Here is a 23,998-nt window from a genome sequence, read left to right as displayed (position 1 = left end):
TGCAGCAAAATATCCTCTGTATGTCATGTGTCATGCAGCGAATTCCGTGACGGATATGTTTCTTATATCTTAAATTATAGGGGATTACGGAGAACAGAGCAATGAAGGGCACACGCCTATTTGAAAGTAGACTAACGTACTAATAAATAGAATAATTCTGAAAAGAGATAGAAATTAAAATTTAAACTATATAAAAAACGGGATAAAAGTCCTATGCTCCTTTTATAGCTTGAACGAAGGAATAATATTTCTTTCAAGAAGTGAAAAGCGACAAAAACAGCTATAAACATTTGCTATTCGAATGACGATAAATTATAGTACACAAGGTTTAACGAATTCTTAATGAATTCTCGTACGTGATAAAGTATAATAAATTTAATGAATATGGGACTTTTGGTATGTGACCAATAACCCAGTGTGAGGAGGACATACACAGTGAAAGCGGAAGTAATTAACCCATTCCTGGAATCTGCACGCAACGTATTTGAACAGCTCATCCAGGTTTCGCCTTCCACCGGGAATCTTGGCGTGAAGAATGTAGAATACATTGCTGACCATGTCTGGATCGTGATTGGAATGACGGGACAGTTGAGCGGTAATATTGTTTTTGGTATACAAGAAACAGTGGCATTGAAAATTGTTTCAGCCATGATGGGTGGTTTTGTCATCACCGAGATGGACGATATGAGTAAAAGTGCGATCTCCGAGCTCGGTAACATGATCAGCGGCAATGCAAGTACAATTCTGTCCAACCAAGGCGTTGTTGTGGATATCACCCCTCCTCAAGTTATGCAATCTGAAATTTTAGCCACATTTACTGCAACGAAAGCGCTCAGCATACCTTTGTTGATGGATGGGATTGGCGAGATGGATATTCAGGTGATGATCTCGTAAAATAGAAGCATAGGCCTTAATAAGGCAAATGTGTTTTATTAACGGGAGGACATCAACCATGCTGAAAGATCAGGTTGTTTTTATAACAGGAGCATCGAGTGGAATCGGTGCGCTCTGCGCGCAAATGCTGATCGAGGAAGGAGCCATCCCGATTTTGGCTGCCCGTTCGCGGGACAAGCTGGATCAGATTGGTGCTTCACTACAGGGGCGGCATGAACTGCTTACACTGGATGTTACAGACAGTGAGCAGGTTCAGACGGCTGTAGATGCGATGTTACATAAATACGGACGAATCGATATTTTGCTGAATAACGCGGGATACGGAAAATTTGCTGCCATGACAGACATGTCTGTACAAGAATTCGATGAGATGATGGACGTGAATTATATGGGCATTGTCCGCTGTACGAAAGCAGTGCTTCCACACATGCTGGAACGGGGCAAAGGCCAGATTGTAAACGTTGCTTCGATGGCAGGCAAAATTGGAACGGCCAAATCAGCCTCTTATACGGCCACAAAGCATGCCGTACTCGGATTCAGCAATGCACTACGTCAGGAACTGCGCAAGACTGGAATTACCGTCACGACGATTAATCCGGGCCCTATTGATACACCGTTTTTTGATCGGGCAGATCCTTCAGGGAATTACGTAAACAATGTGCGCTGGCTGATGCTGACACCTCAGAATGTAGCAGGCCACATGATTCGCGCTATGAAGAAACGCAAGGAAGAAGTGAATCTGCCGCGGCTGGCATCGGCTGGCATTTGGCTGTATCAGTTGTTCCCGCGACTTGCCGATCGACTGTCCCACGGAGTAATGAATCAGAAGTAGCATGTAACAAGTGCACCATATACCGGATGAAGAAGGGCTCCGCCGAGGGGCTTTTCTTTTTTTTGCGCAGACTTGAACATTTCGGGAATAAGATTTGGTACGCGGGCTTTTTTCGCATATAATGAAAGGTAATGTGATGACAGGCTTTTGTTTTAAGCGTACAAGCAGGTTTATAGGCGAAATGATATATTTACACGATAACGGAGAGAGCAGAAAGAACCTGGAGAAGCGGAGCGGTCGCCTGAAAGCTTTCTGAAAGAAAGCTGTATCGGAAGCATACGCATATCACCGGATTTCTCCTTAATATAAGGAATAGAAAAAATCTGGGGATAACAGTGATCGGAAGGAAATTCTGCTATCGAAGTGTTTAGTGTAAAAAGAAAAAAATTGAGCCTGTAAATCATCAAAACGAATAAATTTAAAGGATGGAATACATGACGAATCAAACTTTTACATCAATAGGCGTGGCACAGGATCTGGAGGCACTGCTGGCTCAGCATGGCATTAACGAACCTTCTCCGGTACAGGCGCAGACCATTCCGGTTATATTGGAAGGCAAGGATGTCGTATCCAAGTCCCAGACGGGAACTGGTAAAACACTGGCCTATCTACTGCCACTACTGCAATCCATCAAGAGTGACATTAAAGGAACCCAGAAACTGATTATCGCGCCAACGCAGGAACTTGCAATGCAAATCGTACGTGAGGCTCAGCGTTACGGCGCGGATCGCGGCATCGGTGTGCAAGGTCTGATTGGCGGCGCTGCCGTGAAACGTCAGATCGAGAAATTGCGTGAACATCCAGAATTGGTTGTTGGTACACCTGGACGGTTGAAGGAACTGATCACACTCAAAAAGCTAAAAATGCACAACGTATCCACCATTGTTATCGACGAAGCGGATCAGGTGTTCCAGCTCGGCGGTGTAAGTGACGTGGAATTTGTGCTCAAAAGTGCGCTGCGCGACCGCCAGTTAATCTTCCTGTCCGCAACAATTGACGAGCATACCTCTACACTCGCGAAACGCGAGATGAAGGAGCCTGTGCAGATCGGTATCGAACCGGATCGTGCAACGGCTGCTGGACTCGAACATTATTATTTTGTAGAAGAGAGCCGTAACAAGATTGATATGCTGCGTCGTCTCGTTCGACAATATAACCCGGATCGAGCGATTGTTTTTGTGAATGCAACGGAGGACATCGGTGAGGTTGAGGCAAAAATGAACCACTTGGGGCTGAACGCAGCTGCACTGTACGGGGACGCCGACAAAGTAACACGCAGTAACGTACTGTCTGCCTTCCGTAACGGTAAAATTCAATTGCTGATCGCTTCGGAGGTAGCAGCAAGAGGACTGGATATCGAAGGCCTGCCAATGGTCATCAACTATGACCCAGCCTTTGACTCGGAGCATTACGTTCACCGTGCTGGCCGGACAGGACGGATGGGACGTTCAGGTATTGTGCTGTCTATCGTGGATGAAACACAAATTTTCATCATGCGTAAATTCGCACGCGAACTTGGCATCGAATTGCAGGAGCGCACACTCTTTGGTGGTAAAGTGCTGGTGGCTGATCCACGGCCGGATACTCGTCCTGAAGGACATTCTTTCTCGCGGAAACCAGGACAATCCCGTGATCGTAAGCCAGCTCAGGGGAACCGGAAACCGGGAACGAGAGCGACGATTTCGAATTCAAGTCAGCGTCCTGCAAGCGGAAATACAGGTCGCACAGGTAGCGACCAGAACCGCAAAAACAAGGGAGCACCCAAGTGGAGCAAAGACAGAGCGCCGCGCTCTGAGGAATAATCGGATGAAAGGGGTGCAGGGATAGATGGAAAATGTTCAATCGCCTGTGCTGCAAATCAGCGGGCTTAGCGGAGGATACAGTGCCAAACGGCCGGTGCTTCATGACGTTGATCTGGAAGTTGGACGCGGGGAAATGGTCGGACTGATCGGATTAAATGGTGCTGGCAAGAGTACAACGATGAAACATATCCTGGGCCTGATGACTCCGCAGCAGGGAGAAGTTCGGGTGATGGGCAAAAAACGGGATGAGGATGCACAGATCTACCAGTCTGCGATGGCCTTTGTCCCAGAATCTCCCGAGTTATATGATGAAATGACGGTTATGGAGCATCTGGAGTTTACGGCGAGAGCTTACAACGTGTCCGAAGCAGATTTTAAACATCGGACAGAGAAGTTACTCAACTTATTCCGCATGAATGAGAAAAGTACAAGTCTGTCTACACATCTGTCCAAAGGTATGCGGCAAAAGGTCATGATCATGTGTGCTTTCGTGGCAGGGCCACCGCTCTACATTATCGATGAACCTTTTCTGGGACTTGACCCGCTGGGCATTCGTTCACTGCTTGATTTTATGCTGGAGATGAAAGCTGCCGGGTCTTCCATTCTGCTCAGTTCACACATTTTGTCCACGATTGAAAATTATTGTGACCGTTTTGTTGTATTGCATCGTGGGCATGTCATTGCACAAGGAACACTGAATGAATTACGTACAAAGTTCGGGGAGCCTGACACAACGCTGGAGCATATGTTCTATTCCCTCGTGCAAGGCAGGGATTAGTATATGGATCTCACGCTGTTATGGAAGCAACGTCGGACAGGTTTCTGGAATGGAATTCTTCCTTATGTGGGCTATGTCATCCAGAGCGGTGTAGCGATGGTCTTTCTGTTTCTCGTCATCGCTTTCTCTGCCTGGTATACATCGTTTGTACAGAACATTCCTGCGGGATTTCCGATTCGCTGGATTGCTTTATTATTGCTGGCTCCGCTTGCCCTGTTTAGCAGTTATCGTACATATCTGCTTCCGGCAGATATTGTTTTCCTGCGGCCGCAGGAGTACCGGATGCAGGATTATTTGAAAAACAGCTTTGTTCGTGGCGTTATTTATAAAATGCTGTTGCTGCTGTTCGTATTTCTTACGTTGTGGCCGCTCTATGTAAGGGCAGATGCCAATGCCAAGCCGCTGGGCTGGTCCATTCTGTTTCTTGTGTTATGGAAAGTACTGTCCAGTTATGGTGCATGGCAAGAACTGAGGATGGTCCAAGCAGGGGCGTCCAAGGGATATCGGATACTTCGATGGGCACTGGCTATCCTTGCCGTTGCCGCCTGGTTATGGCAGCCGCCGCTGCGTAGTCTGTGGTTTCTGTTGCTGCTTGCTGCTGTTTATGTCGTTGCACTACGTGTACCTGTTAAACATCGAGTCGCTTGGGAGCGTCTGATTCAAGTGGAGCAGACGCAGGCAGGCAGAGTGATGCGCACATTAGGCTGGTTTGTGGATGTGCCATCGTCTGGAACGAAAGTAAGCTCCCGCCGCTGGCTTAGCAGATGGGGGAATGGCCTTCCATGGAATGCCGGGCAGGCTTACCGGTATCTTATGACCAAAACGTTTATTCGAACGGAAGTATTCACCATTGTTCTGCGTCTGATCATCCTGGGTATGTTGCTTTCCTGGTGGACGGCAGGCAGTTACTTCGGGATCGGGGTATATCTGTTCTTCCTGCTACTTACAGGCATTCAACTGGGGGTACTGCGCCGCAGTCACGGTGAATCCTTCTGGGTCATGATCTATCCGATCTCAGGAGAGAGCCGCCGTTCACAGGTGCTCGGTTTCATCTTCCAACTGCATGCTATAGCCGCTTTGCTCATGTGGTTGCCGATGCTGGCAGCGGGAATGGAAGGACTGAGTATAACAGGCATTGCACTCATACTCGGTGTACTTGTCATCGTGCTGATGCGTCGTTCGCAGGGGAGCAAATGGCTCAAAGAGGAAGAGGACGAGTAGAAGAACCAAAGTAGCCTAGGCTTTCGCTGAGCCGTAAGGTTTATTCATCACAAGTGAAATGTGCATAGGAGTAAGAGAAGAAGTGTATTTCGGATTGTATCCCGAAATACACTTCTTTTTTGATGTGTGGTATACACTCATGATGTCATGCTAGATAAATAGCGAAGGCGTACGTATTAGTACAGGAAGGATTTTGTGATGATTACGAGCAGGATGAACAGTACGAGAATGGCACCAATGTTTGTGAATCCTCCAACGCCACAGTATCCGTATCCGCCTCTTGTATCTTCAACTTGGGACATGGGTCATACCCCTTTCGAGTGATGGTTTGGCACGCCCTTGCGTACATCGTATATTATGTGCCATGGGGTTAGGCTGATTGGGCCTCTGCCCGTGCGTCCTTGTTTTGGGCATCTGTCCAGTAGGGGGGCGGGCAGAGGTACTTAGTGGACGCTGATTGAAATTTTCTGAAATTGTGAATGTGATAAAACGAAAGAACCCTTTGGCGCTGACATTAGCTTTCGCAATGTGCTCCAAAGGGTTCTAATTATATAAATCATCTAGGTTAAGCGGTTATATTCCATATTTTAAGTCGTTTGCAAATCCTGCACGCCGCGATAGACCGTATCAAACAGCTCTTCCAAACCACTTTCTTCAATACATGAGAAGGCAATCCGTAGATCAGACTCACCCAGCGCGATAGTGCCTACACCATATTGATGCAAGAGATGGCTGCGAAGCGCTTCAGCACCGACTTGTTTCAGCTTCAGACACATGAAGTAACCGGAGTTGAACGGATAATAATCCCATACGTCTCCATACTTTCCACTGTCGAGAATCGCTTTAACTTTGTTGGCGCGGCCTTTCATAATCTCAAACTTTTCCTGTTTCTGTGCTTCAAACTCCGGTGCTTTCAGCGCATCCAGAACAAAAGTCTGTGAAGGATGTGGTCCACTGGAGATCGTTGCACGGATAATACCAAGTGTTTTTTGCTCCAATGCATGCAAAACAGCAGCATCTTCATGAGCAAATGTAATGAATCCAACACGGAAGCCCCATACGAATTCTTCTTTCGTTGCACCGTCGATTTTCACCGTTAATACACGTGGATGAATATTGGCCAGTTTACCAAAAAGAGACTCATGAATGGAATCTTCAAAGAACAGACCAAAGTAAGCATCATCTGTAACCACAACAACATTTACACCCGCTTCTGCAGCTTGACGAATGGCATCTACGATGGCACCTGCTTCTGCGCCGCCTGGCGTGTAACCTGTCGGATTGTTCGGGAAGTTAAGCAGAACAATGGCTTTTCCTTTGTCCTTCTGAGCAAGCAACGCCTGAAGCAGTCCATCGCTGTTAAAGTTCATTTGATCATCAAACAATGGATAATGAATCAACTGACCGTGTCGACGAATTCCGAAAGTCAGCTCGTAATTCTCCCAGTTTTTATCCGGATATATAACAGCGTCCCCTTCTTCAGTGAACAGGTCGGCTACGATGCTGAGTCCATGAGTCAGTGCGTTTGTTACAATTGGATTCCCAAAAGATTTACCTTCCAGGGAAGGGGTTTCTCTTAGCATCTTCTCTCTCCAAACGGTACGCAATTCAGGTTTGCCTGCAGGCGGCGCATAAGGATACAGATCCTTCGGCTGGAATGCGGACAACTTATCCTGAATTACCGGAAGGTGCATCGGGACACCACCCTCCAAAGCGATACCAATGGTTGCATTATAGGTCTTGGCCAGGCTCGCTGCTTCCGCAGATTGACTCAAGATACCTTCTTTAGGAAAATAAATTTCTTTGCCGAGTTGTGACAGCATGGAGTAGACGTGACTGCTGCCGGCCTGAATACTTTCGTTCAACTGTTCAGCCAGTGGATTCATTTTTTTCATCCTTCCAAGTCTTTGTGATTCACTGCCTAACATTATAACACCTTGACATGGCCCCGTCACGGAAATTACGCAATATGACAGTTATATCACTTCACCGCGTTGTTGCGCAGGGTAAGAATGCAATATTAGTATGAATCTAAAGCCGGATCTGGCGAGTTATTCTTGATGGTACGGGCAATATTTTCGCATCATTTCAGTCGTTTCATGATCCCGGCCTTCGTTTCGTTTACTCAATTCACCGCTGATATGATCAAATCGTTCGGGAGTCAGATTCTGCCCGAATTTAAACTTGGCGCTAATTCGCTCCGGTACGATTCGAACGACAGCAACCGCTTTGAGTCGTCCGGTGTAACGAGGATCTTCGGCATCAATCGGTATGTAACCTCCTTGTGGCTGCAGTTTTTCCATAAAGCGCTGCAGCACTTTGCCTTTCATCTCAAGTTCCTGCACAGGTTCTGCCTGACCGAAAGCCATCACACTTTTGAAAAAGGAGGTGGCTGGACAAGCCAGTTCAGGATCGCTGAAAAAGGAAGGAATCAGCGAAAATTCCTCTGCCACAGTAAAGCTGACGGATGTGTGCTGCTTGATCTGTTTCATTTTTTCTCCGGCTAAACTTCCATGAAAATAAAAGCAGCCATCCATATATACAAAATTCAGCGGTGTCACTCTCGGTTCACCATCCGGGCTGACGGTTCCCAGAAACCCGAAGGAGCACTGATCCAGAAAGGTGATGACTTCCCGTTCTTCTTCTATTGAAAATTCTTTGCGTCTCATTTGATTTCCCCCATTATTAAGAAAGTGTTTGGACATGTCTGAACGCAGAAACGATTAGAACATGTCTGCAAATTGGATTGCAGCGTTGTTTTTCCTAGAGATAACCATAAAACGAATATTGACAGTAAAATAGATCCAATTTACATTCATTTTTATAGGCCAATTGGGATGAGAGATCGCAGTTAGCTAAAAGTGAGGATTTGAAAAAATGAAATAAGGGTCATTAAGGAGCGTTAACGAAGGGGGAGAATCACATACATGGAATTGTGGCTGCCACTTGATTCGTACGAGCTTCAGCACCGGTACAAATATCAAGCGTTATATCACGCACTGCGAGATGCGATTCATTCGGGTACACTGGAGGCAGGAACACGTCTGCCGTCTACACGTGTACTGGCGAAACAGTATGATATGTCGCGCGGTTCTGTAGCTCAGGTATACGATATGCTGCTTGCAGATGGGTATGTCCGTGCTTTTCCGGGGAAAGGAACCTATGTTACGGAATCTTTGTCTGCATACGATAACGATCAGACTGAAGCCGTGCTGTCCTTATCTCCTTGGGGAGAGCGCCTTCGTGTACTAACCGCAGAGCACAAACATTCCCGTGAAGAGGTTCAACCCGCGCAGGAATCCGTCATTGATTTTCGAATGCAGCGTTTGTTGACAGAACATTTTCCAGCAGCCGAGTGGAAAAGTGCGCTTGCTGCAGTTCACCGCAGCGGCTGGCCAGAGCCGGATGATACCGCCGGAGACGTGGAACTGCGGGAAGCGATCGCCTCACATCTTCGCTGGACACGTGGCATCCAGGCAGAGGCTTCGCAGATCGTACTCTTTAGCGGGTCGATTCAGGGTATAACCCTGTTGTCCCAGTTGCTGATTCCGGAGGGGAGGCCTGTAGTTGTGGAGAGTCCGGGTTATCAGGGCATCGTACATGCAGTCAGATCCTGCGGAGGCCAGGTAGTTCCAGCGGAAGTGGATGAGGGAGGCATTGTCCCGCAAGACTGGCAGGCACAGACGTTGTTCGTCACGCCGACGCGTCAGTTCCCGACAGGAGCCGTGCTTGGACTTGAACGAAGACGAGCGCTGCTGGCTTGGGCATCGAAACGCAATGCCGTTATTGTTGAAGATGACTATGACAGTGAGTTCCGGTGGGGCGGGCGGCCAATTGAACCGCTTAAGGTGCTTGACCGCGAGCAGCGTGTAATCTACATTGGTTCCTTCTCCCAAACGATGCCAGCTTCGTTCCGGCTAGGCTTTGCGGTATTACCACGTAGTCTGGTGGAGCCGCTGCTAGCCGCGAAGGCGTTGTATGAACCGGTATCACCTGCTCTGCTGGAGCAGCGTGCACTCGCCAGATTCATGACAAGAGGAGGGTATATGCGGCACTTGCGGAGATTAACCCGGTTATACGGGGAGCGGCATGATTTTTTTGTAGAGGAGATGAAGCGTTGTATGCCGCAGGCGTTCACCATGCAGCCCGGGGATGCCGGGCTTACAATCTATGCGGTCTGGAACGGGGACTCTACGAGTTATGAACGGTTCACCAAAGGGATTCAGGAGCAGGGCGTGTTGTTTCGGGATGTAGAACAGTACCGGTTAATACCAGGGCATTCAGCCATTTGTTTCGGGTTTGCACATCTGGAAAAAACGGAGATCCGCGAAGGCATTGAGCGAATGAGAACAGTGTGGGAGAAGTGTACATTTTCGTTTCAGTGAATTCCGCTGTATAATGGGATAAGTGTGTAAAGAGATTAACTGTCAAGGGGGAGTGGCGACATGCTGCAAGCATCGCCATCATCATTTGTAATTTTGCCCGCAGTCGCCAAAATAGTCTGTGAACCGGGCTGGAAATGGCAGAAGCGGGAAAAACCGATGCAAAATTATGATTTATTTTACGTGTGGAGCGGCGAGGGCACGGTTATTTTGAACGATCAGCCTTACGAGGTTGGCAAAGGAAGCTGTTTTTTGTTTCGTCCGGGAGATCATACCAGTGCAACGCATAACAGGCAAAAGCCACTTGTGCTGACGTATATTCACTTTGATGTGGACGGGCCCGTGATTGATGTGCCCCAGTCTTATCGCGAAGTGCAGGAGACTGTGGAGTTCGAGCATTTGTTGGCACGGTATGTGAGGTTGTTTTTATCGGATGTGTATGGACGTGATGAGGAGAGCAGGCTGATTCTGAAGCAGTTGATGATTCATTTGCTGCGTGCGGATACGGAAGAGCCAGTAGAGAAAAAGGTAAGTAACCAGTTATCGGATGTGATTCAGGAGGTGGCGAATTATGTTCGTCAGCATCCCGGAATTACGCATCGCGTAGAAGATCTGGCAGCACGCGCCGGTCTGTCGCCGCGTTACTTTTCAATCAAGTTCAAGGAACTGGTCGGATCATCGGTACAATCCTATATCATTCGTATGCGCATTGAGCGGGCAGAACATCTTCTGGTACATACCGGCATGAACGTGACCGAAGTTGCGGATGCACTGGGGTATCGTGACATCTTTTTCTTCAGTCGTCAGTTCAAGCAATATACTGGAAAAAGTCCCTCAGAGATTCGTTGAAGCGTACTCCTGAATACTTGCTCCGATATCTCACAGCGTTTCAATGTTGGATGCCTAGGGTAAGTAACTAGCATTCCAGATGACCTTACAAGGAGGAACATGTGATGATGAACGGAAAACGACGGGTTCGCAGCCGCAGAAATTCCATTAAAGGATGCAGCATTTTTCGGAAACGTCTGCGCCGGCTTAAACCGGTCGAGGAACTGCAGGATGTGTGGTTCTAACGCCTGGTGATATGGTTTTTAACGTTTAGTGAACAGTCTATTCAGGCGAAGTGAAACTTCGCCATGCATGTATACATGAAATGATGTTTATTAATCAATTGAGAATCAATTCAGAAATTCAGAACGATAACCTTTCATATGATGAATCATAGGTATGGAAGATAACGAATAAAGAGGATGGCATAACACCTGATTGCAGGTGCCGCGCCATCCTCTTTATTCTGCATATGAAATTATAGACGTTTAGGTTTTAATCGACCCAGTAAAGCCCCCATTTTAACCGAGTCTCCGGGTTTCAGATCAGGGCGCGGTTCGAAGGTGTCGGTCTGCATAAGCAGTACAACCGTAGAGCCAAACTCGAAATAGGCGAGGTCATCTCCCTGAGCCCAAGCTTCGGTGTCGCCATCTGCATATTGAATGCTGCTGACGTTCATTGCTCCGACTTTGACGACAGCCACTTCACCATAATCATGCTCAATATACGTAATGAGTCGTTCATTGCGGCTGAGCACGGATTTCATATGGGTGAGTCCGAAATCATTCACGGGATAAACTTTACCTTTGATATGTTCGCTCTCCATCTTGCGACCGCTAACAGGTGCATGAATGCGGTGATAGTCGCGCGGGCTGAGATAGAGCACAAAACCATAACCATGCTTGTACTTCTCCAGGTGTGGAGAGTGGTTTAACAATTCAGCGAGTGTATAATTTTGTCCCTTTACATTCAGAATGGTTCCTGCAGAAATCGGGCCAGCTGCCGTAATTTTCGCGTCGACAGGGCTGATTAGTGCATGTTCCGAAAGGTCCAGAGAGCGCATCCCGGGTTTTAATTTGCGAGTGAAGAAATCATTCAGGGAACGATATTCTTTCCAATCTTTCTCGGCTTCCTGTACAGGGATGTTGTAGGTCCGGACAAAATAAGGAATAAATGCCTTGCTTCCCCGGCTTTTGGAGAAAGCTCCCACGGTCCGGGAGATCCATTTGCGCGAAGAAAGCTCAGTCATTAATCGCAACAGCGTTTTTGCCATGAATATCCCCCTTAGGGTTAATACAAACTTCAAGGCCGCAAATGCGGCCATTCTGCATAATATTGACACAAATCACGAATGAAATCAATACAATCCACGATCATAGGTTTGTGGCTGTCTTGGAATGCTGGAGTTGTGATTGACCAGCAGGCGTCCGTACGCCATTGGTTTGTTATATGTCATCTGCCAATGTTCCTGCATGCCGGCCTTACGAAAACCATATCTCTGATCCCTGCCATTGCATTCAATAAAATAAATTCCTCCGTCTTGGGTCACGCCAAGGTCGAGGCCCAGATCAGCCAGATGAGGCAGGTTTGTTGCCAGTGTGTGGGCAATACGTAGCGCAACTATTGCAATGCGGGTCTCCAGTTGGAATAGATCAGCACTCGGTGCGGTCAGACCAAGGGCTTCGTGAACGGTCATGACTTTACCACCCTGAGCGATGTTGGTTACAAACGTATGCGCCGGAGCTGCCTTGGCGAACATGCCAGTGACACTCCATAACCCATCTCCCCCGCGCTGCACGGATACTCTCAGATCAACGGGCCTTCCCTCATACCGGATTAGTGGAATCCGTTCTTCAATCAGATAAGCATGGCGGAATATCCGCCTTAGCGTAGCGGAAGGCAGCTGCCCACGGTTCAACCTGAAGGTTGCCCAGCCTTTGCGTGCGGCTCTGGTTTCACAGGTTAGTCGCCAGTTTCCGTCCTGCTGGTACAGCCGCATTATGCCATGACCAATACTGCCGCTGCACGGTTTAATGACGAGATCCTTATGATGTTCCATCATATAATTGAGGGATTCGGGCGTTGCTTTGACTGCATGTGGCAGATGATCTTTTAAAAAAGGATCTTGCCGCAGCATATCATGCACATGATCTTTGCGGTAGCGATTCCGCACGTTATATACCTGGATGCCTTGCAGCAGCAAACGGGTAATCTGTCGCTGCTCTGCACTTCGAAGCTGGAGCGAGCGGTTATGGATGACAGAAGGAAGCGGCATACGCTCACGGACGTATCGACCTTCTTTTTTCACATAAGCGAGGCATGTTTTGCGATCCAGATTGATATCCTCCAGCCTCAAAAAGCAAGGCGTTAATCCGTAACAGGCTGCAGCCTGCTCATAATTTGCGAGTGATTCCTGACCGGTCCTTCCGGCCGGTATCCCCCGGTACATGCGTGAATCGAACATAATGCCGATCGTTTCTTGGAGCATGACCGTTCCTCCTTCGTTGTTATCGCGCAACCATGAATCTTTTTTCAGCACGCCGACCTGTCAATGCATGGATTTAACATCGCGATAACGCAGACCGGTGTGCAGAGGTGCTTCTATACATCCGTTGATGTTCAGACACCATATCTTATGAAAAGAGCGGAATTGGGGCGTGGACAGCCGCCTTCTCTCTTCACTTCAGACAGCCTAATTACACCAGGACAGGGATCTTGTTCGCCTGAATAGACATAAATCTCATCATGGATATGCAAAAGTAGGGTGAAGAAAGTGGCAGATGCCCAGGTTAAAGCATATGATGCCGGAGATGAACGTTAGGGGAAGGAGCTGGCCTCATGAGTAAAAAAGGCAAAAAAAAGGTAGTGACGCCTAAACTACGTCATATCAGTCCAAAATTCAGGGAACTGGAGCTAACGGATCGGCGAATGGAATTCGCCAAGCCGGAAAAAACAGTGAAAAAGGAAGAGGTTTCGAGTTCGTACACGGCTGTTCCCAAGGCGGTTATTGCTGATACAGCAGCAACATCCGAACAAATCACGTCCGATTCATTAAATAATAAACCCGAAGTGGTTGTGGAAGTGCAAGATGTGAAGCATAAGCAAGAACGGAACCAGGTGAAGGAGCAGCAACCAATGTCTCCGGTGAGCGAAGAAAAAAACAGTATGGAACAAGAAAGCGTAGAAAAAGAGCTTCAGATCAGAAGTGTGACCCAGCTTCCACTGAAAGAACAGAATAATGAAGGCCGATTAACAGATGAGAAGCGGCTGGAACGATTGAATCAGAACCAGATGCCAGGTCATACAGGACATTACATTTATACAGACGACATCAGCGAATTTGCTATTACCGAAGGTAAGCTGGCTCCCTTTTCGGTGGATGCTTCCAAGCTGAAATCGGGCGCTGTAGGCAGTGAGGCTCTCCAAGATTATGCAGTGACCAGCATTCATATTGCGGACGGTGCCATTGTATCTGCAAAGCTGGCGGAGGCTTCGATCGCAGAGGAACATCTGATTGACGGTTCTGTGTCAGGTCACAAAATCAGAAATGCATCCATCGCTGGAGACAAAATTCGGGATGGGAGCATTACCTCACAGAAGCTCGGCAATCAGGTCATTGATTCAGCCAAAATTGCGGATGGCTCCATCGGTACAAGGCATTTGAGTCGCCTGCTCGTCACAGAGGAATTAATTCAGAATCAAGCCGTTACTGGTGAAAAAATTGCGATTAGCGGGATCGAGACTCGTCATTTAGCCGGCGGTGCTGTCCATACCTCGAAACTGGCCGATGATGCGGTCACCAGTGCCAAGATTCGCGATGGAGCGGTGACGGGCAGCAAGCTGGAGGAGCAATCGGTTGATTCAAGCCATATTCAGGCCGGTTCGGTGAAACAGTCTCATTTGGCTGAAGGGTCCGTTGGACGTAATCAACTGCTGGCAAGCAGCATCGGCAGTGAACAGATTGAGGACGGTTCGATTCATACACGGCATATTGCGGAACATGCCTTGAATGGACGACATCTGGTGGATGGTTCGATCGGATCGCTACAGATTCGAGCTGCTGCTATCGGCAGTGAACAAATCGGGAACGCCGAAATCGGCAGTGAGCATCTGGTTGATGGAGCCATCATCAGCAGCAAGCTGGCGGATCAATCGGTGGGGACAGCAAAATTGCTGGAGCAGGCGGTGACGGCCTCGAAACTGGCAGACCAGAGCGTTGTTGCGTCCAAAATATCAGATGAGGCCGTGCTAGGGAAACATCTGGCCAAAGGTTCGATTCGCGGGGAACACATTGTCAATCGTGGTATCACACCGGTTCATGTGGATAATGGAGCTATACATTCCATACATCTGGCGAGTGGTAGCATCGAGACAGCACATCTATCCGAGGGAAGTGTATCTGCGGATGCGCTGGCTTCTGGTGTTGTGCTGGAGAAACATCTGGCAGAGTCTTCTGTAGGATCATTCCAATTGCAGGATGAAGCTGTCACAACTGCAAAGCTGGCGTCAGAGAGTGTAACGGCTGAAAAGCTCGCTCCGGCTGCCATTACAAGCAAAGCCATATCCCCAGGTACGGTCAATTCATCCCATCTGGCCAAAGCATCCGTATCTACTTCTCATCTGGCTCCGGGCAGTATTGACTCTGCAGCGTTAAGACCATATGCAGTGAAAGCCGAGCACCTGACAGAACATGCCGTAGGCGCCCCTCATTTGCAACCAGGTAGCGTTCAGTCCGACGCGATATCTCGCGCAGCGATTACCACAGACAAAATAGCTCCGGGCAGTGTGACTTCAGCACTGATGGCAGGCGGTTCCATCTTTCCACCACACCTTACAGATCATGCGGTTACATCACCTAAACTTTCACCGGAAAGTGTCTCTACAGATAAGCTGGCTGATCTATCGGTGACCTCGGCTAAACTGGCGGACGGCAGTATCACTTCTGCCAAAATTATGGCCGAAAGCATTGTCGCAAAACATATCCCGGCTGAAACGATTCGTGGATATCATCTGAAGCAGCACACGATCTCGCTGGAGCATCTGTCCGATGAGGTGCGTACGCCAGAATTATTTGCAAACGGCAGTATCCCTGGTAGCAAGCTCCGTCAAAGAACAGTGTCGACAGAACATCTGGCCTCCGACTCGGTATCTGGAGAGGAATTACAGTATGGGGCAGTAAGCAGCGAACATCTTCAACGAGCTTCGGTGGATTCCATGCATCTCGCAGAAGGAAGTGTTAAGGCAGACCATTTGGCTGCACAGTCTGTGGATGGTGCTCATCTGAGAGAAGAGGTCATTCGCAGTGAACACATTACCGAACAGGCGATATCTTCCCGTCATCTGACAGCTGGTTCGGTACAAACAGAACATCTGGCTCCGCTCTGCGTAACGGAAGCACATCTCCAACCGGGACTCATCAGCGGACTACATCTGCAAGGGGAATCGCTGGGTGCTGCACATCTGCAGCAAGGTGCCGTTCAATCTCGTCATATTCAGGATAGCGCTGTTCTTTCTTACCATATTAAGGAGAAAAGTATCGGAACAGAACATCTGGAAGAAGAGTCTGTCCGTTCGGTTATTTTACAAGATGGTGCAGTTACGGTATCCAAACTGGCGGATGGCAGTGTGGACGGCAGTAAACTGACCGAAGGTGCGATATCCAGCATTCATATAACCGAAGAGAGCGTGCAGTCTGCGCATATCGCGGAAGGTGCAATCCGTGCGGATCATATAGAGGATGGCAGCATCACCTCAAGTCATTTGAGCGAAGAAACCGTAAGTACAGCCCATCTGCAAGATGGTGCAGTTACTGCGTCCAAACTGGCGGATGGGAGTGTGGATGGCAGTAAACTGACCGAAGGTGCGGTATCCAGCATTCATTTGACCGATGAAAGTGTACAGTCTGCACATATCGCGGAAGGTGCAATCCGTGCGGATCATATAGAGGATGGAAGCATCGCGGCAAGCCATTTGAGCGAAGAAGCTGTAAACACAGCTCACCTGCAAGATGGAGCAGTCACGGCGTCTAAACTGGCGGATGGGAGTGTGGATGGCAGTAAACTGACCGAAGGTGCGATATCGTCTGTGCATCTGGCCGATCGTGCCATTGATGGCAGCAAGCTGAGCGAGCAAAGTATTACATCCAGTCACTTAAATGAAGGGATTGTTGGCACGGCTCATTTAAGCGAAGAGATCTGGAATGCAATTCGTCAGGTCAGTGCAGAGACACTCGAACAGCTTGCGGAGTTCAAAAGGCAGGAAGCGATGCAGGAAGTGCAGCAGTTCATACAGTCAGTAGGCTTGCCTAATGATGGACTGTTTGCATGGGGAGATGATGCAGAGGATTCGACTGATACGCCAATTGAGCTCCAGGCAGGAAGTCTGAATCTTCAAGAACTGCTCGGGTTGCCCAATAATCTGGAAGCAGAAGCAGCGCCAACGGAAGGCAAGTCTGGTGTGGAAATCACTGAATCGGGGAATGTATTGGACGCAGAAAATACGCTATCGTCTGATGAAGCTGGCCCTGAGTTCTCTGATTCTATTGCTCCTGAGTGGTCTAATAATGAGGTGCCCGTTAGCTATACACCTGAGTCCCAGTCGGTGACACAAGAGCATTTGTGTAATGGTTCTGTAGGTAGTGATCAATTGCAGGCTCGTGCCGTTCAAGTCGAACACTTGGCATTCCAGCCGGTACGTAGTGTAAGCAAACAGCCCGCTGTGCAACAGTTTGGCATGGAAGCTTTTGTTCTCCCAGAGAATGAAACGTGTACGGAAGTGACGATTGTTTTTGAAGAGTCATTTGTCTCGGAGCATTATGTCATTGTAGCGATGAGCAATGACCGTGGATTCCAGGTATCCCTGTTATCCCAAAGTGAAGATGAAGCGGTACTGGAAGTAACGAGAACAGCAGATTGCAAGCATACGTATGGTCTGTTGTCCTGGATTGCAGCGGGGCCATCGGCATAACAAATAAACAGAAGCGGTGCCGGCGAATTTGTCCCGGACACCGCTTTTGCTTGGCAAGCCTGACCGTTCGGACATGAGGGGTGTCGGAACGAAGCTATTTTTTTACCAAGATTCCTGAAAATAAATGAGTTTGGTTTTAATTTGTATTCATGGAATCAGGCATTGCACATGATTGGTTAACGATTATAGTCCTACAGCTTGATAAGCTTTGGTGATGGCTGTTGCCTCGGCAGAATTCGCACCGTAGAGGTCTTTGGCGGCCTGGATCGTTGCTGTTTTGGCAGCTGCGAATTTCGATGTTGGTGTCAGGTAATTCACCAGCGTGCTATAGAAAACACGTACGGCCTTATCCCGGCCGATGCCGCTAACCGTTACACCGTTATGTGTACCACCTTGGGCTGCAAGGTAGAACGCTTTGTTGATAATACCGCTGTTGGTATGCACACCGCCGTTATCCGCACTGCCTGTGTAGCGGTCGCTATATTTGTCAGGCTGGTTGTACAGCGTAGGATCTGCTAAAGAGCGCAATGCATCTCCTGGAATGTTAGGGGTATAGATGCCGTCACCCAGCAGCCAGTTTTTGCTCTCAATGGTGTTACCCATAATATCAGCAAACGCTTCGTTTAATGCTCCTGGTTCGTTGCGATATTCCAGATTGGCGGTGTACTCGATCACTCCGTGTGTCAACTCATGGCCCACAACATCGAGATCCCCGGAGAAGATACCAAACAGTGAGCCGTCTCCGTCACCAAATACAATCTGTGCCCCGTTCCAGAAGGCATTGTTATACTTGGAGCCATAATGTACGGTAGAGCGAATCAGAAGTCCGTTGCCATCGAGGCTGTTACGATTAAATTTATTTTTGTAAAAATCATAAGTGGCAGCAGCATAAGCATGCGCATCAACAGCTGCACGGTCCGTCCACACGTTATTGGAGCTGGTAGACAATGTGCCTGGTAAGGAGGAACGATTGTTTGCAGTATAGGTTTGAATGCCTTTCCCGCGAGTGGTATCTTTCAGCTGGTAGGTGCTGCCCGATTGCGTTGTGGTCAACGTTTTGGTGTCACCAAACACCCCCGTACCTGTTCCTGTAGCAAAATTGATAATATCAAACTGGGATACGATGCTTCCGTCCACGGCGTTAATAAAATATTTGGTTCGTAGCGGGGCAGGTTCAAGCACGTTCACTTCGGTAATGTAAACCAGATAGGTCTGACCGTCATCTTCATGATGATATATTTGGAGTTCAGCCTTTGGCTCAAGCTCCGGCGCACCTAACTCACCGATCCGGGAGGTCGCTTCTTCCGAAGCCACTTTAATTGCGTCCTCTGCACTGATGCCAGGGACTCCGTCATTAGGAATAGCTTGTTCTTCAACAGGTGGAAGCTCACCAAGAGCGGAAGTTACAGCTCCAGTCTTGTCCAGATGGAGGGTTTGCTCAGCACCGTAAACCGGAATGCCTTTGATGTACTGTTGCAGACGGAAGTGCCTTACGCCGGAAGTATCCGTGTTACGTTTAATAATTTTGAGTTGGCCTTGAACATCGGAGTTCAGGAACTGTTCCTGTTGTCCAAGATAATTATAGATCGTTTCGTCGGGATTGTTGTTCAAAAGGATACTCTCCTCGGAGGCATAAGGGGCCTCAAGCGGAATGGATGGATCAGATGGCGCTGCAGCAGCAGAGGATACAGAAGCGAGCAAAAGAGCTCCTCCAAGAATGGTTGGCATAACTTTAGCAAATTTCATTGTTAACTCTCCCGTTCTCATATAATTTTTTGGAAAAAGGATATTATGCCTATCTCGGCTGGGTTTCCGTCTGCATCTGGCAGGGCGGAGTGAGGGGCTGAAACAGAAGTTTGTTTTAGAAGCAGGGGTTGTCCCCCTAGTGATTGCGGCAAACTGAAGGTTCTACGGAGAACCGGGATGTTTAATCCGCGTGTGGCGTGCCGAAGAAGAAATTTGGATTGGGATTGTGAACGGCATCACTCCTTTCAAGTTCATGGTCTGTTTGTGTACTAAACGGAGGAGATCAAACGTTTAAACTAACCGAAGGTCAATAAATGAGTAGAAAGAGGTTTTGGGAACATTAGTTCCTCGTTAGGTTAAAAATGTAAATTATACGGCTTGAATCGTATAGTATCACAGTGTAAAAGTTTGGAAAAGATGCAATTTGAATTTTTTGTGAAAATTGTGTCTAAGGACAGGGAAGAGATGTCTTTTTTGATTTTCTTGACGAATATTGTCGTTTTGGAGGGAGGGGGGATAAGTATTATCGCCTAGAACCTACATGTGATAAGGACATACGCCGTTTCCACTGCTCCACGAATACATAGAATAACGTGTACTCCCTTGGTACGTTCAGGATGGGTTGTGGGAGGTGAATTTGTTGCGGAAACAACGTAATAGAGCACGTTTTGCAACGAAAACAAGTAAAAAACACACCAGAAGGATTCCTGGAAAAAGAAGAATCCATTCGCGAAGAAAAAAGGGTATAAAGGCCTATGCCTTCGTTATACCACCCCATCTTTCATTTCTTTCAAACGATCTTAGAACGGTACCTGAAATGGATGGAGAAGCTTCTCAACAAGATAGAGAAGTTATCCGGCAGCCTGTGCTATCGGTAATTATCCCAGCAATGAACGAGGAGCGCACAATCGCTGCTGTAGTCCGTGAAGTCACACGTATATGCCTTGATACAGAAGTGCTGGTCATTGTGAACGGATCAACCGATGGCACAGCGAGCGAAGCTGAACGGGCAGGGGCACGTGTACTCCAGTATCCCGAAGCGCTAGGACATGATGCAGGACGAAGAGTAGGGGCAGCAGCAGCAAGAGGGCAAATTCTGCTGTTCACGGATGCAGATATTCGTATCCCGGCCGTGCATCTTGCACCTTATGTGAAAGCCGTGCTGAATGGTATCGATGTTGCACTGAACGATTACAACGGTCCGGTGACACGCCGCCCTGTTCATCCAGTCGTTGAAGCGAAACATATGTTGAACAGTCTGCTTTCCAGACCTGATCTCGGCGGAGCTTCCATGACAGCTATTCCTCATGCTCTCAGCCGTAAGGCACTTGAGGCGATTGACATATCTTCGCTGGAGATTCCGCCGCTTGCTCATGCCAAAGCGGTACTCGGCGGACTTCAGGTGAAAGCCGTTCATCATGTGCCTGTAGGCAAATGGAATGCTGTTCGCATCAAGAAACGAATCGGTACAGATCCGCTGAGTCAGGTGGTATTACAGGATCATCTGGAGGCGATCCGCTGGATTACAGATACACAGGGACCACGGGGTGGTTATCCTGATCTGCAGCGTGTTCGCAGTCTGGCCCAATAGGAAGATGAACAGTCAGAGAGGTATGACATGAGATCGGTTAAGGCGGCATCATGCGGGAGGTGACAGCAATGAAAATACGATCAGGAGCGAGGGCTCAGAGGACCGGAGCCAAGCGAATGGCGACGAGCAGACCACGGAGCAGACGGCAAACTGGGGGCAAACGCGCACCACGTGTGAAGCGTCTCGGACGGAGCCAGCGGAATGTTCGGCAGGTGATGCCGGATCTGCGTCCATATTGGCGAGCAGGCCAGCTTGCGGGCAAACAATTCAGGGCAGATGCCGACATCCTGAATAAGCATGCTTCTGATGCGTGGCTAGTATACGCTGCGGCGAATCTGCCGGAACAGATTAGCTACGGATCTGCATTGCAGGCAGGCAGAATGTTTATTCAAGGCTATGCGAAGTCCTCGGGCCGTACGCCAGAGATTGTACCATTGCCTCTCCGACATGTTGCTGCTGCCGTAGTCTGTGCCTGCAATGAGGAACGCACAATTGGGCAAGTGCTGGCACAGCTGAAACGTCTGCCGCTCCGTGATATTGTGGTTGTATTAAACGGCACAACGGATAACAGTTTGGAGCGCGTGCTGCAACAACCGGGCATTACACTTGTATATGAACCGGATCGGGCTGGTCATGATGTGGGGCGGGCACTTGGAGCCAAAATGACAGATGCAGAAACGGTTTTGTTTGTGGATGGAGACATGGTTGTGCCTGCTGAACAGCTCGCGCCGTTCTTGTTCGCCATTGACAGGGGGCAGGATGTCGCATTAAACGATCTGACTTCTTTGCTTCCTCCTTTTGCCGAGCAGGACGAAGTCAGCCGAATCAAGGCCTATCTAAATCACACATTAGGTCGGCGGGACCTTGGCTCGAATTCGATGACTGCTGTGCCTCATGCTCTATCAAGGAGAATGATTCAAGCGGTGAAACCTGCTGCACTGGCTGTTCCCCCAAAGGCACAGATGCTTGCGATCCAACAGGGACTGAGGGTATCCGCTCCATGCCAGGTAGACGTCATACGCTCTAATCGGTTGCGTCCAGGCAACACAGGCAGTGGTAATGATGTGGCCAGACTAATTCTTGGTGATCATCTGGAAGCTCTGGCGGCGTGGATGGATACGAGTGAACATGTGCTTCGGGCCAACCTTCCTTCCCGCGCAGAGATAGCGTACAGGAGGAATGTGAGATGACGCTGACAAGCATCATTATACCGACCTATAACGGACTCTCACTGCTGAAGCCTTGTGTGGAGGCCATCCGAACATACACGGGAGAAGCGACATCGTACGAGATCATCGTTGTGGATAATGGTTCGACGGATGGTACTGCCGAATATTGTGCCAAGGAACGCATCCGGTTTGTTCGTTTACCCGAAAATCGGGGATTCCCTGTTGCTTGTAATGCTGGCCTTCGGGTGGCGTGCGGAGATGAGCTGCTGTTGCTGAATAACGATGTTACCGTTACATCATGCTGGCTGGAAAATATGCGCAAAGCACTATACAGTGAAGAGCACATTGGCATCATAGGACCGGTTACGAATTATGCCAGCGGAATTCAGCAAGTGGATATGACGTTTCGGGATGTGCAGCACTTTCAGGAACTGGCAGCCGCCAACAATGTTTCGGATGTGTCAAGGTGGAAGGAAGTGCACCGAATTGTCGGACTGTGTATGCTGATGAGACGAAGTGTACTGGAGGCTGTGGGGTGGCTTGACGAAGCATATTCCCCGGGACACTATGAAGATGACGATTATTGTTATCGGGCAAGGCTGCAGGGCTTCCGTTTGCTGGTATGCGGGGATGTCCTTGTACATCATCAGGGTAGCGCGAGCTTTCAGAAGACAGATCAAGCCGAATGGAAACAATTGCTGGAACGTAACCGTTCGATTTTTATGAATAAATGGCATGTCGATCCGCGTGAATTTATGGACATATCCGATGAAGGAGGGAACAAGGAATGAAAGGTGTAATTCTTGCTGGTGGCACAGGGACCAGGCTGTACCCTCTGACCCGGCTTATTAACAAACATCTGCTTCCCGTCGGTAAACATCCGATGATTATGTATGGCATCGACAGGCTTCGTCAGGCAGGGATTGAGGATATTCTGATTGTCATCAATAAACATTCGGCCGGTTTGTATACGGAGTATCTTGGTGGCGGAGCAGATCATGGAGTCAAATTAACGTATCGTATTCAGGAGAAGGCGGGCGGCATTGCCGAAGCGCTTGATCTGGCATCATCGTTTATTCTTCCGGGCGAAAAATTTGTGGTGCTTCTTGGTGATAATCTGTTCAGCGATGATCTGAAACCATATGTAGATCGATATATGCAGCAACCTGCGGGGACCGCGCGTGTACTGCTTAAGGGGGTGGACGATGCACGTCGCTACGGGGTTCCTGTCTTTGATGAACACCATCCGGAACGTATCGCGTACATTGAAGAAAAGCCAAGCCAGCCGAAGACCTCTTATTGTGTAACGGGCATATACATGTATGACGACCATGTATTTAGCCTGATTCATAACATTGTACCGTCCGCACGTGGGGAACTGGAGATTACCGATGTAAACAACCATTATGCATCCGGCGGCGGACTGGAGTACGATATTTTGCAAAAATATTGGAGCGATGCGGGCACATTTGAATCACTCCAGGAGGCAGCTGTACGCATGAAAGGGCAGCTGCCTTAACCGGAAATAACACGATACAACTTCGGTGCTGTGCGTGATCGAAGCAGATGAACAAAGCAAATGATTGAATTAGATCATTGAGCAGATGTTTCAGACTGATGATGAGGTGAAACTTGCGCCGGAGCTTTCTTCAAGGCTCCGGCGTTTTGTGCAGTGACAGTAGCCATCCCTTTTCTATGCTTGAGGGGAATGGTGTGAAATGAGTGGTTTGAGATGAGTGGTGTGAGATCAGTAATTTCTTGTGGGAGTGAAGTGCGCCGCGCAGGTAGG

At 48.5% G+C, this 23,998-nt stretch carries 18 protein-coding genes; 12 read left to right on the top strand and 6 right to left on the bottom strand.

Annotated elements, in window-relative coordinates:
* Positions 1-435 precede the first annotated feature (435 nt).
* The 5 genes from AC1VYS_RS23090 to AC1VYS_RS23070 all read left to right on the top strand — a co-directional run bounded on the left by AC1VYS_RS23090 (position 436) and on the right by AC1VYS_RS23070 (position 5,527).
* The gene (locus tag AC1VYS_RS23090; protein WP_123064663.1) at positions 436-894 is read left to right on the top strand and encodes a chemotaxis protein CheX; all 459 of its coding nucleotides are present in this window, start codon (positions 436-438) and stop codon (positions 892-894) included.
* Between the two features lie 58 nt (positions 895-952).
* Positions 953-1,726 (top strand): SDR family NAD(P)-dependent oxidoreductase, encoded by a 774-nt coding sequence (locus AC1VYS_RS23085; protein WP_090919414.1) that lies wholly within the window; start codon positions 953-955, stop codon positions 1,724-1,726.
* Between the two features lie 434 nt (positions 1,727-2,160).
* Positions 2,161-3,528, top strand: a complete 1,368-nt coding sequence (locus AC1VYS_RS23080) for a DEAD/DEAH box helicase (RefSeq protein ID WP_482911639.1) — start codon at positions 2,161-2,163, stop codon at positions 3,526-3,528.
* Between the two features lie 25 nt (positions 3,529-3,553).
* A complete protein-coding gene (locus tag AC1VYS_RS23075; RefSeq protein WP_482911638.1) occupies positions 3,554-4,306 on the top strand; it encodes an ABC transporter ATP-binding protein in 753 nt (250 codons plus the stop codon).
* Positions 4,307-4,309: 3 nt separating this feature from the next.
* Positions 4,310-5,527 (top strand): ABC transporter permease, encoded by a 1,218-nt coding sequence (locus tag AC1VYS_RS23070; RefSeq protein ID WP_482911637.1) that lies wholly within the window; start codon positions 4,310-4,312, stop codon positions 5,525-5,527.
* A 176-nt stretch (positions 5,528-5,703) separates the two neighbouring features.
* On the opposite strand, the gene AC1VYS_RS23065 is transcribed toward AC1VYS_RS23070, so the two are convergent.
* From AC1VYS_RS23065 to AC1VYS_RS23055, 3 genes are all read right to left on the bottom strand, one after another.
* Positions 5,704-5,829 carry a YjcZ family sporulation protein gene (locus AC1VYS_RS23065; RefSeq protein WP_208606778.1) on the bottom strand — a complete coding sequence of 42 codons (126 nt, stop codon included), beginning with the start codon at positions 5,827-5,829 and terminating at the stop codon, positions 5,704-5,706.
* Positions 5,830-6,114: 285 nt separating this feature from the next.
* Positions 6,115-7,413, bottom strand: a complete 1,299-nt coding sequence (locus tag AC1VYS_RS23060) for an aminotransferase class I/II-fold pyridoxal phosphate-dependent enzyme (RefSeq protein ID WP_482915098.1) — start codon at positions 7,411-7,413, stop codon at positions 6,115-6,117.
* A gap of 165 nt (positions 7,414-7,578) precedes the next feature.
* Positions 7,579-8,196: a pyridoxamine 5'-phosphate oxidase family protein gene (locus AC1VYS_RS23055; protein ID WP_482911636.1), complete on the bottom strand. Its 618-nt coding sequence runs from the start codon at positions 8,194-8,196 to the stop codon at positions 7,579-7,581.
* 258 nt (positions 8,197-8,454) lie between these two features.
* Between AC1VYS_RS23055 and pdxR the strand changes: the two genes are divergently transcribed.
* Positions 8,455-9,912, top strand: a complete 1,458-nt coding sequence (gene pdxR / locus AC1VYS_RS23050) for a MocR-like pyridoxine biosynthesis transcription factor PdxR (RefSeq protein ID WP_482911635.1) — start codon at positions 8,455-8,457, stop codon at positions 9,910-9,912.
* Positions 9,913-9,972: 60 nt separating this feature from the next.
* The gene (locus AC1VYS_RS23045; protein WP_441929901.1) at positions 9,973-10,758 is read left to right on the top strand and encodes an AraC family transcriptional regulator; all 786 of its coding nucleotides are present in this window, start codon (positions 9,973-9,975) and stop codon (positions 10,756-10,758) included.
* A gap of 457 nt (positions 10,759-11,215) precedes the next feature.
* Here AC1VYS_RS23045 and asd read toward each other — a convergent pair whose 3' ends face one another.
* Together asd and AC1VYS_RS23035 are read right to left on the bottom strand one after the other, a co-directional pair.
* The gene (gene asd, locus AC1VYS_RS23040) at positions 11,216-12,010 is read right to left on the bottom strand and encodes an archaetidylserine decarboxylase (RefSeq protein ID WP_482911634.1); all 795 of its coding nucleotides are present in this window, start codon (positions 12,008-12,010) and stop codon (positions 11,216-11,218) included.
* Positions 12,011-12,094: 84 nt separating this feature from the next.
* A complete protein-coding gene (locus AC1VYS_RS23035) occupies positions 12,095-13,225 on the bottom strand; it encodes a YheC/YheD family endospore coat-associated protein (RefSeq protein ID WP_482911633.1) in 1,131 nt (376 codons plus the stop codon).
* 350 nt (positions 13,226-13,575) lie between these two features.
* Between AC1VYS_RS23035 and AC1VYS_RS23030 the strand changes: the two genes are divergently transcribed.
* Positions 13,576-17,703 (top strand): WIAG-tail domain, encoded by a 4,128-nt coding sequence (locus AC1VYS_RS23030; protein WP_482911632.1) that lies wholly within the window; start codon positions 13,576-13,578, stop codon positions 17,701-17,703.
* A 183-nt stretch (positions 17,704-17,886) separates the two neighbouring features.
* Here AC1VYS_RS23030 and AC1VYS_RS23025 read toward each other — a convergent pair whose 3' ends face one another.
* Positions 17,887-19,449 carry a M4 family metallopeptidase gene (locus AC1VYS_RS23025; RefSeq protein ID WP_482911631.1) on the bottom strand — a complete coding sequence of 521 codons (1,563 nt, stop codon included), beginning with the start codon at positions 19,447-19,449 and terminating at the stop codon, positions 17,887-17,889.
* A gap of 817 nt (positions 19,450-20,266) precedes the next feature.
* On the opposite strand from AC1VYS_RS23025, the gene AC1VYS_RS23020 reads away from it, so the two are divergent.
* The 4 genes from AC1VYS_RS23020 to AC1VYS_RS23005 all read left to right on the top strand — a co-directional run bounded on the left by AC1VYS_RS23020 (position 20,267) and on the right by AC1VYS_RS23005 (position 23,728).
* Complete coding sequence (locus AC1VYS_RS23020) at positions 20,267-21,040, top strand: glycosyltransferase family 2 protein (protein WP_482911630.1); 774 nt, start codon at positions 20,267-20,269, stop codon at positions 21,038-21,040.
* A 68-nt stretch (positions 21,041-21,108) separates the two neighbouring features.
* Positions 21,109-22,230: a glycosyltransferase family A protein gene (locus tag AC1VYS_RS23015; protein WP_482911629.1), complete on the top strand. Its 1,122-nt coding sequence runs from the start codon at positions 21,109-21,111 to the stop codon at positions 22,228-22,230.
* Positions 22,227-23,000, top strand: coding sequence for a glycosyltransferase family 2 protein (locus AC1VYS_RS23010; protein WP_482911628.1), 774 nt, complete (start codon positions 22,227-22,229; stop codon positions 22,998-23,000). The genes AC1VYS_RS23015 and AC1VYS_RS23010 overlap by 4 nt, the downstream gene beginning before the upstream one ends.
* Complete coding sequence (locus tag AC1VYS_RS23005) at positions 22,997-23,728, top strand: sugar phosphate nucleotidyltransferase (protein WP_482911627.1); 732 nt, start codon at positions 22,997-22,999, stop codon at positions 23,726-23,728. Before AC1VYS_RS23010 ends, AC1VYS_RS23005 begins: the two co-directional genes overlap by 4 nt.
* The last annotated feature ends 270 nt before the right edge of the window (positions 23,729-23,998 follow it).

The sequence above is a fragment of the Paenibacillus sp. G34 genome (assembly GCF_056856875.1).
The sequence above is the reverse complement of the archived record's forward strand: the minus strand, read 5'-3'. Positions and strand labels throughout refer to the sequence as shown.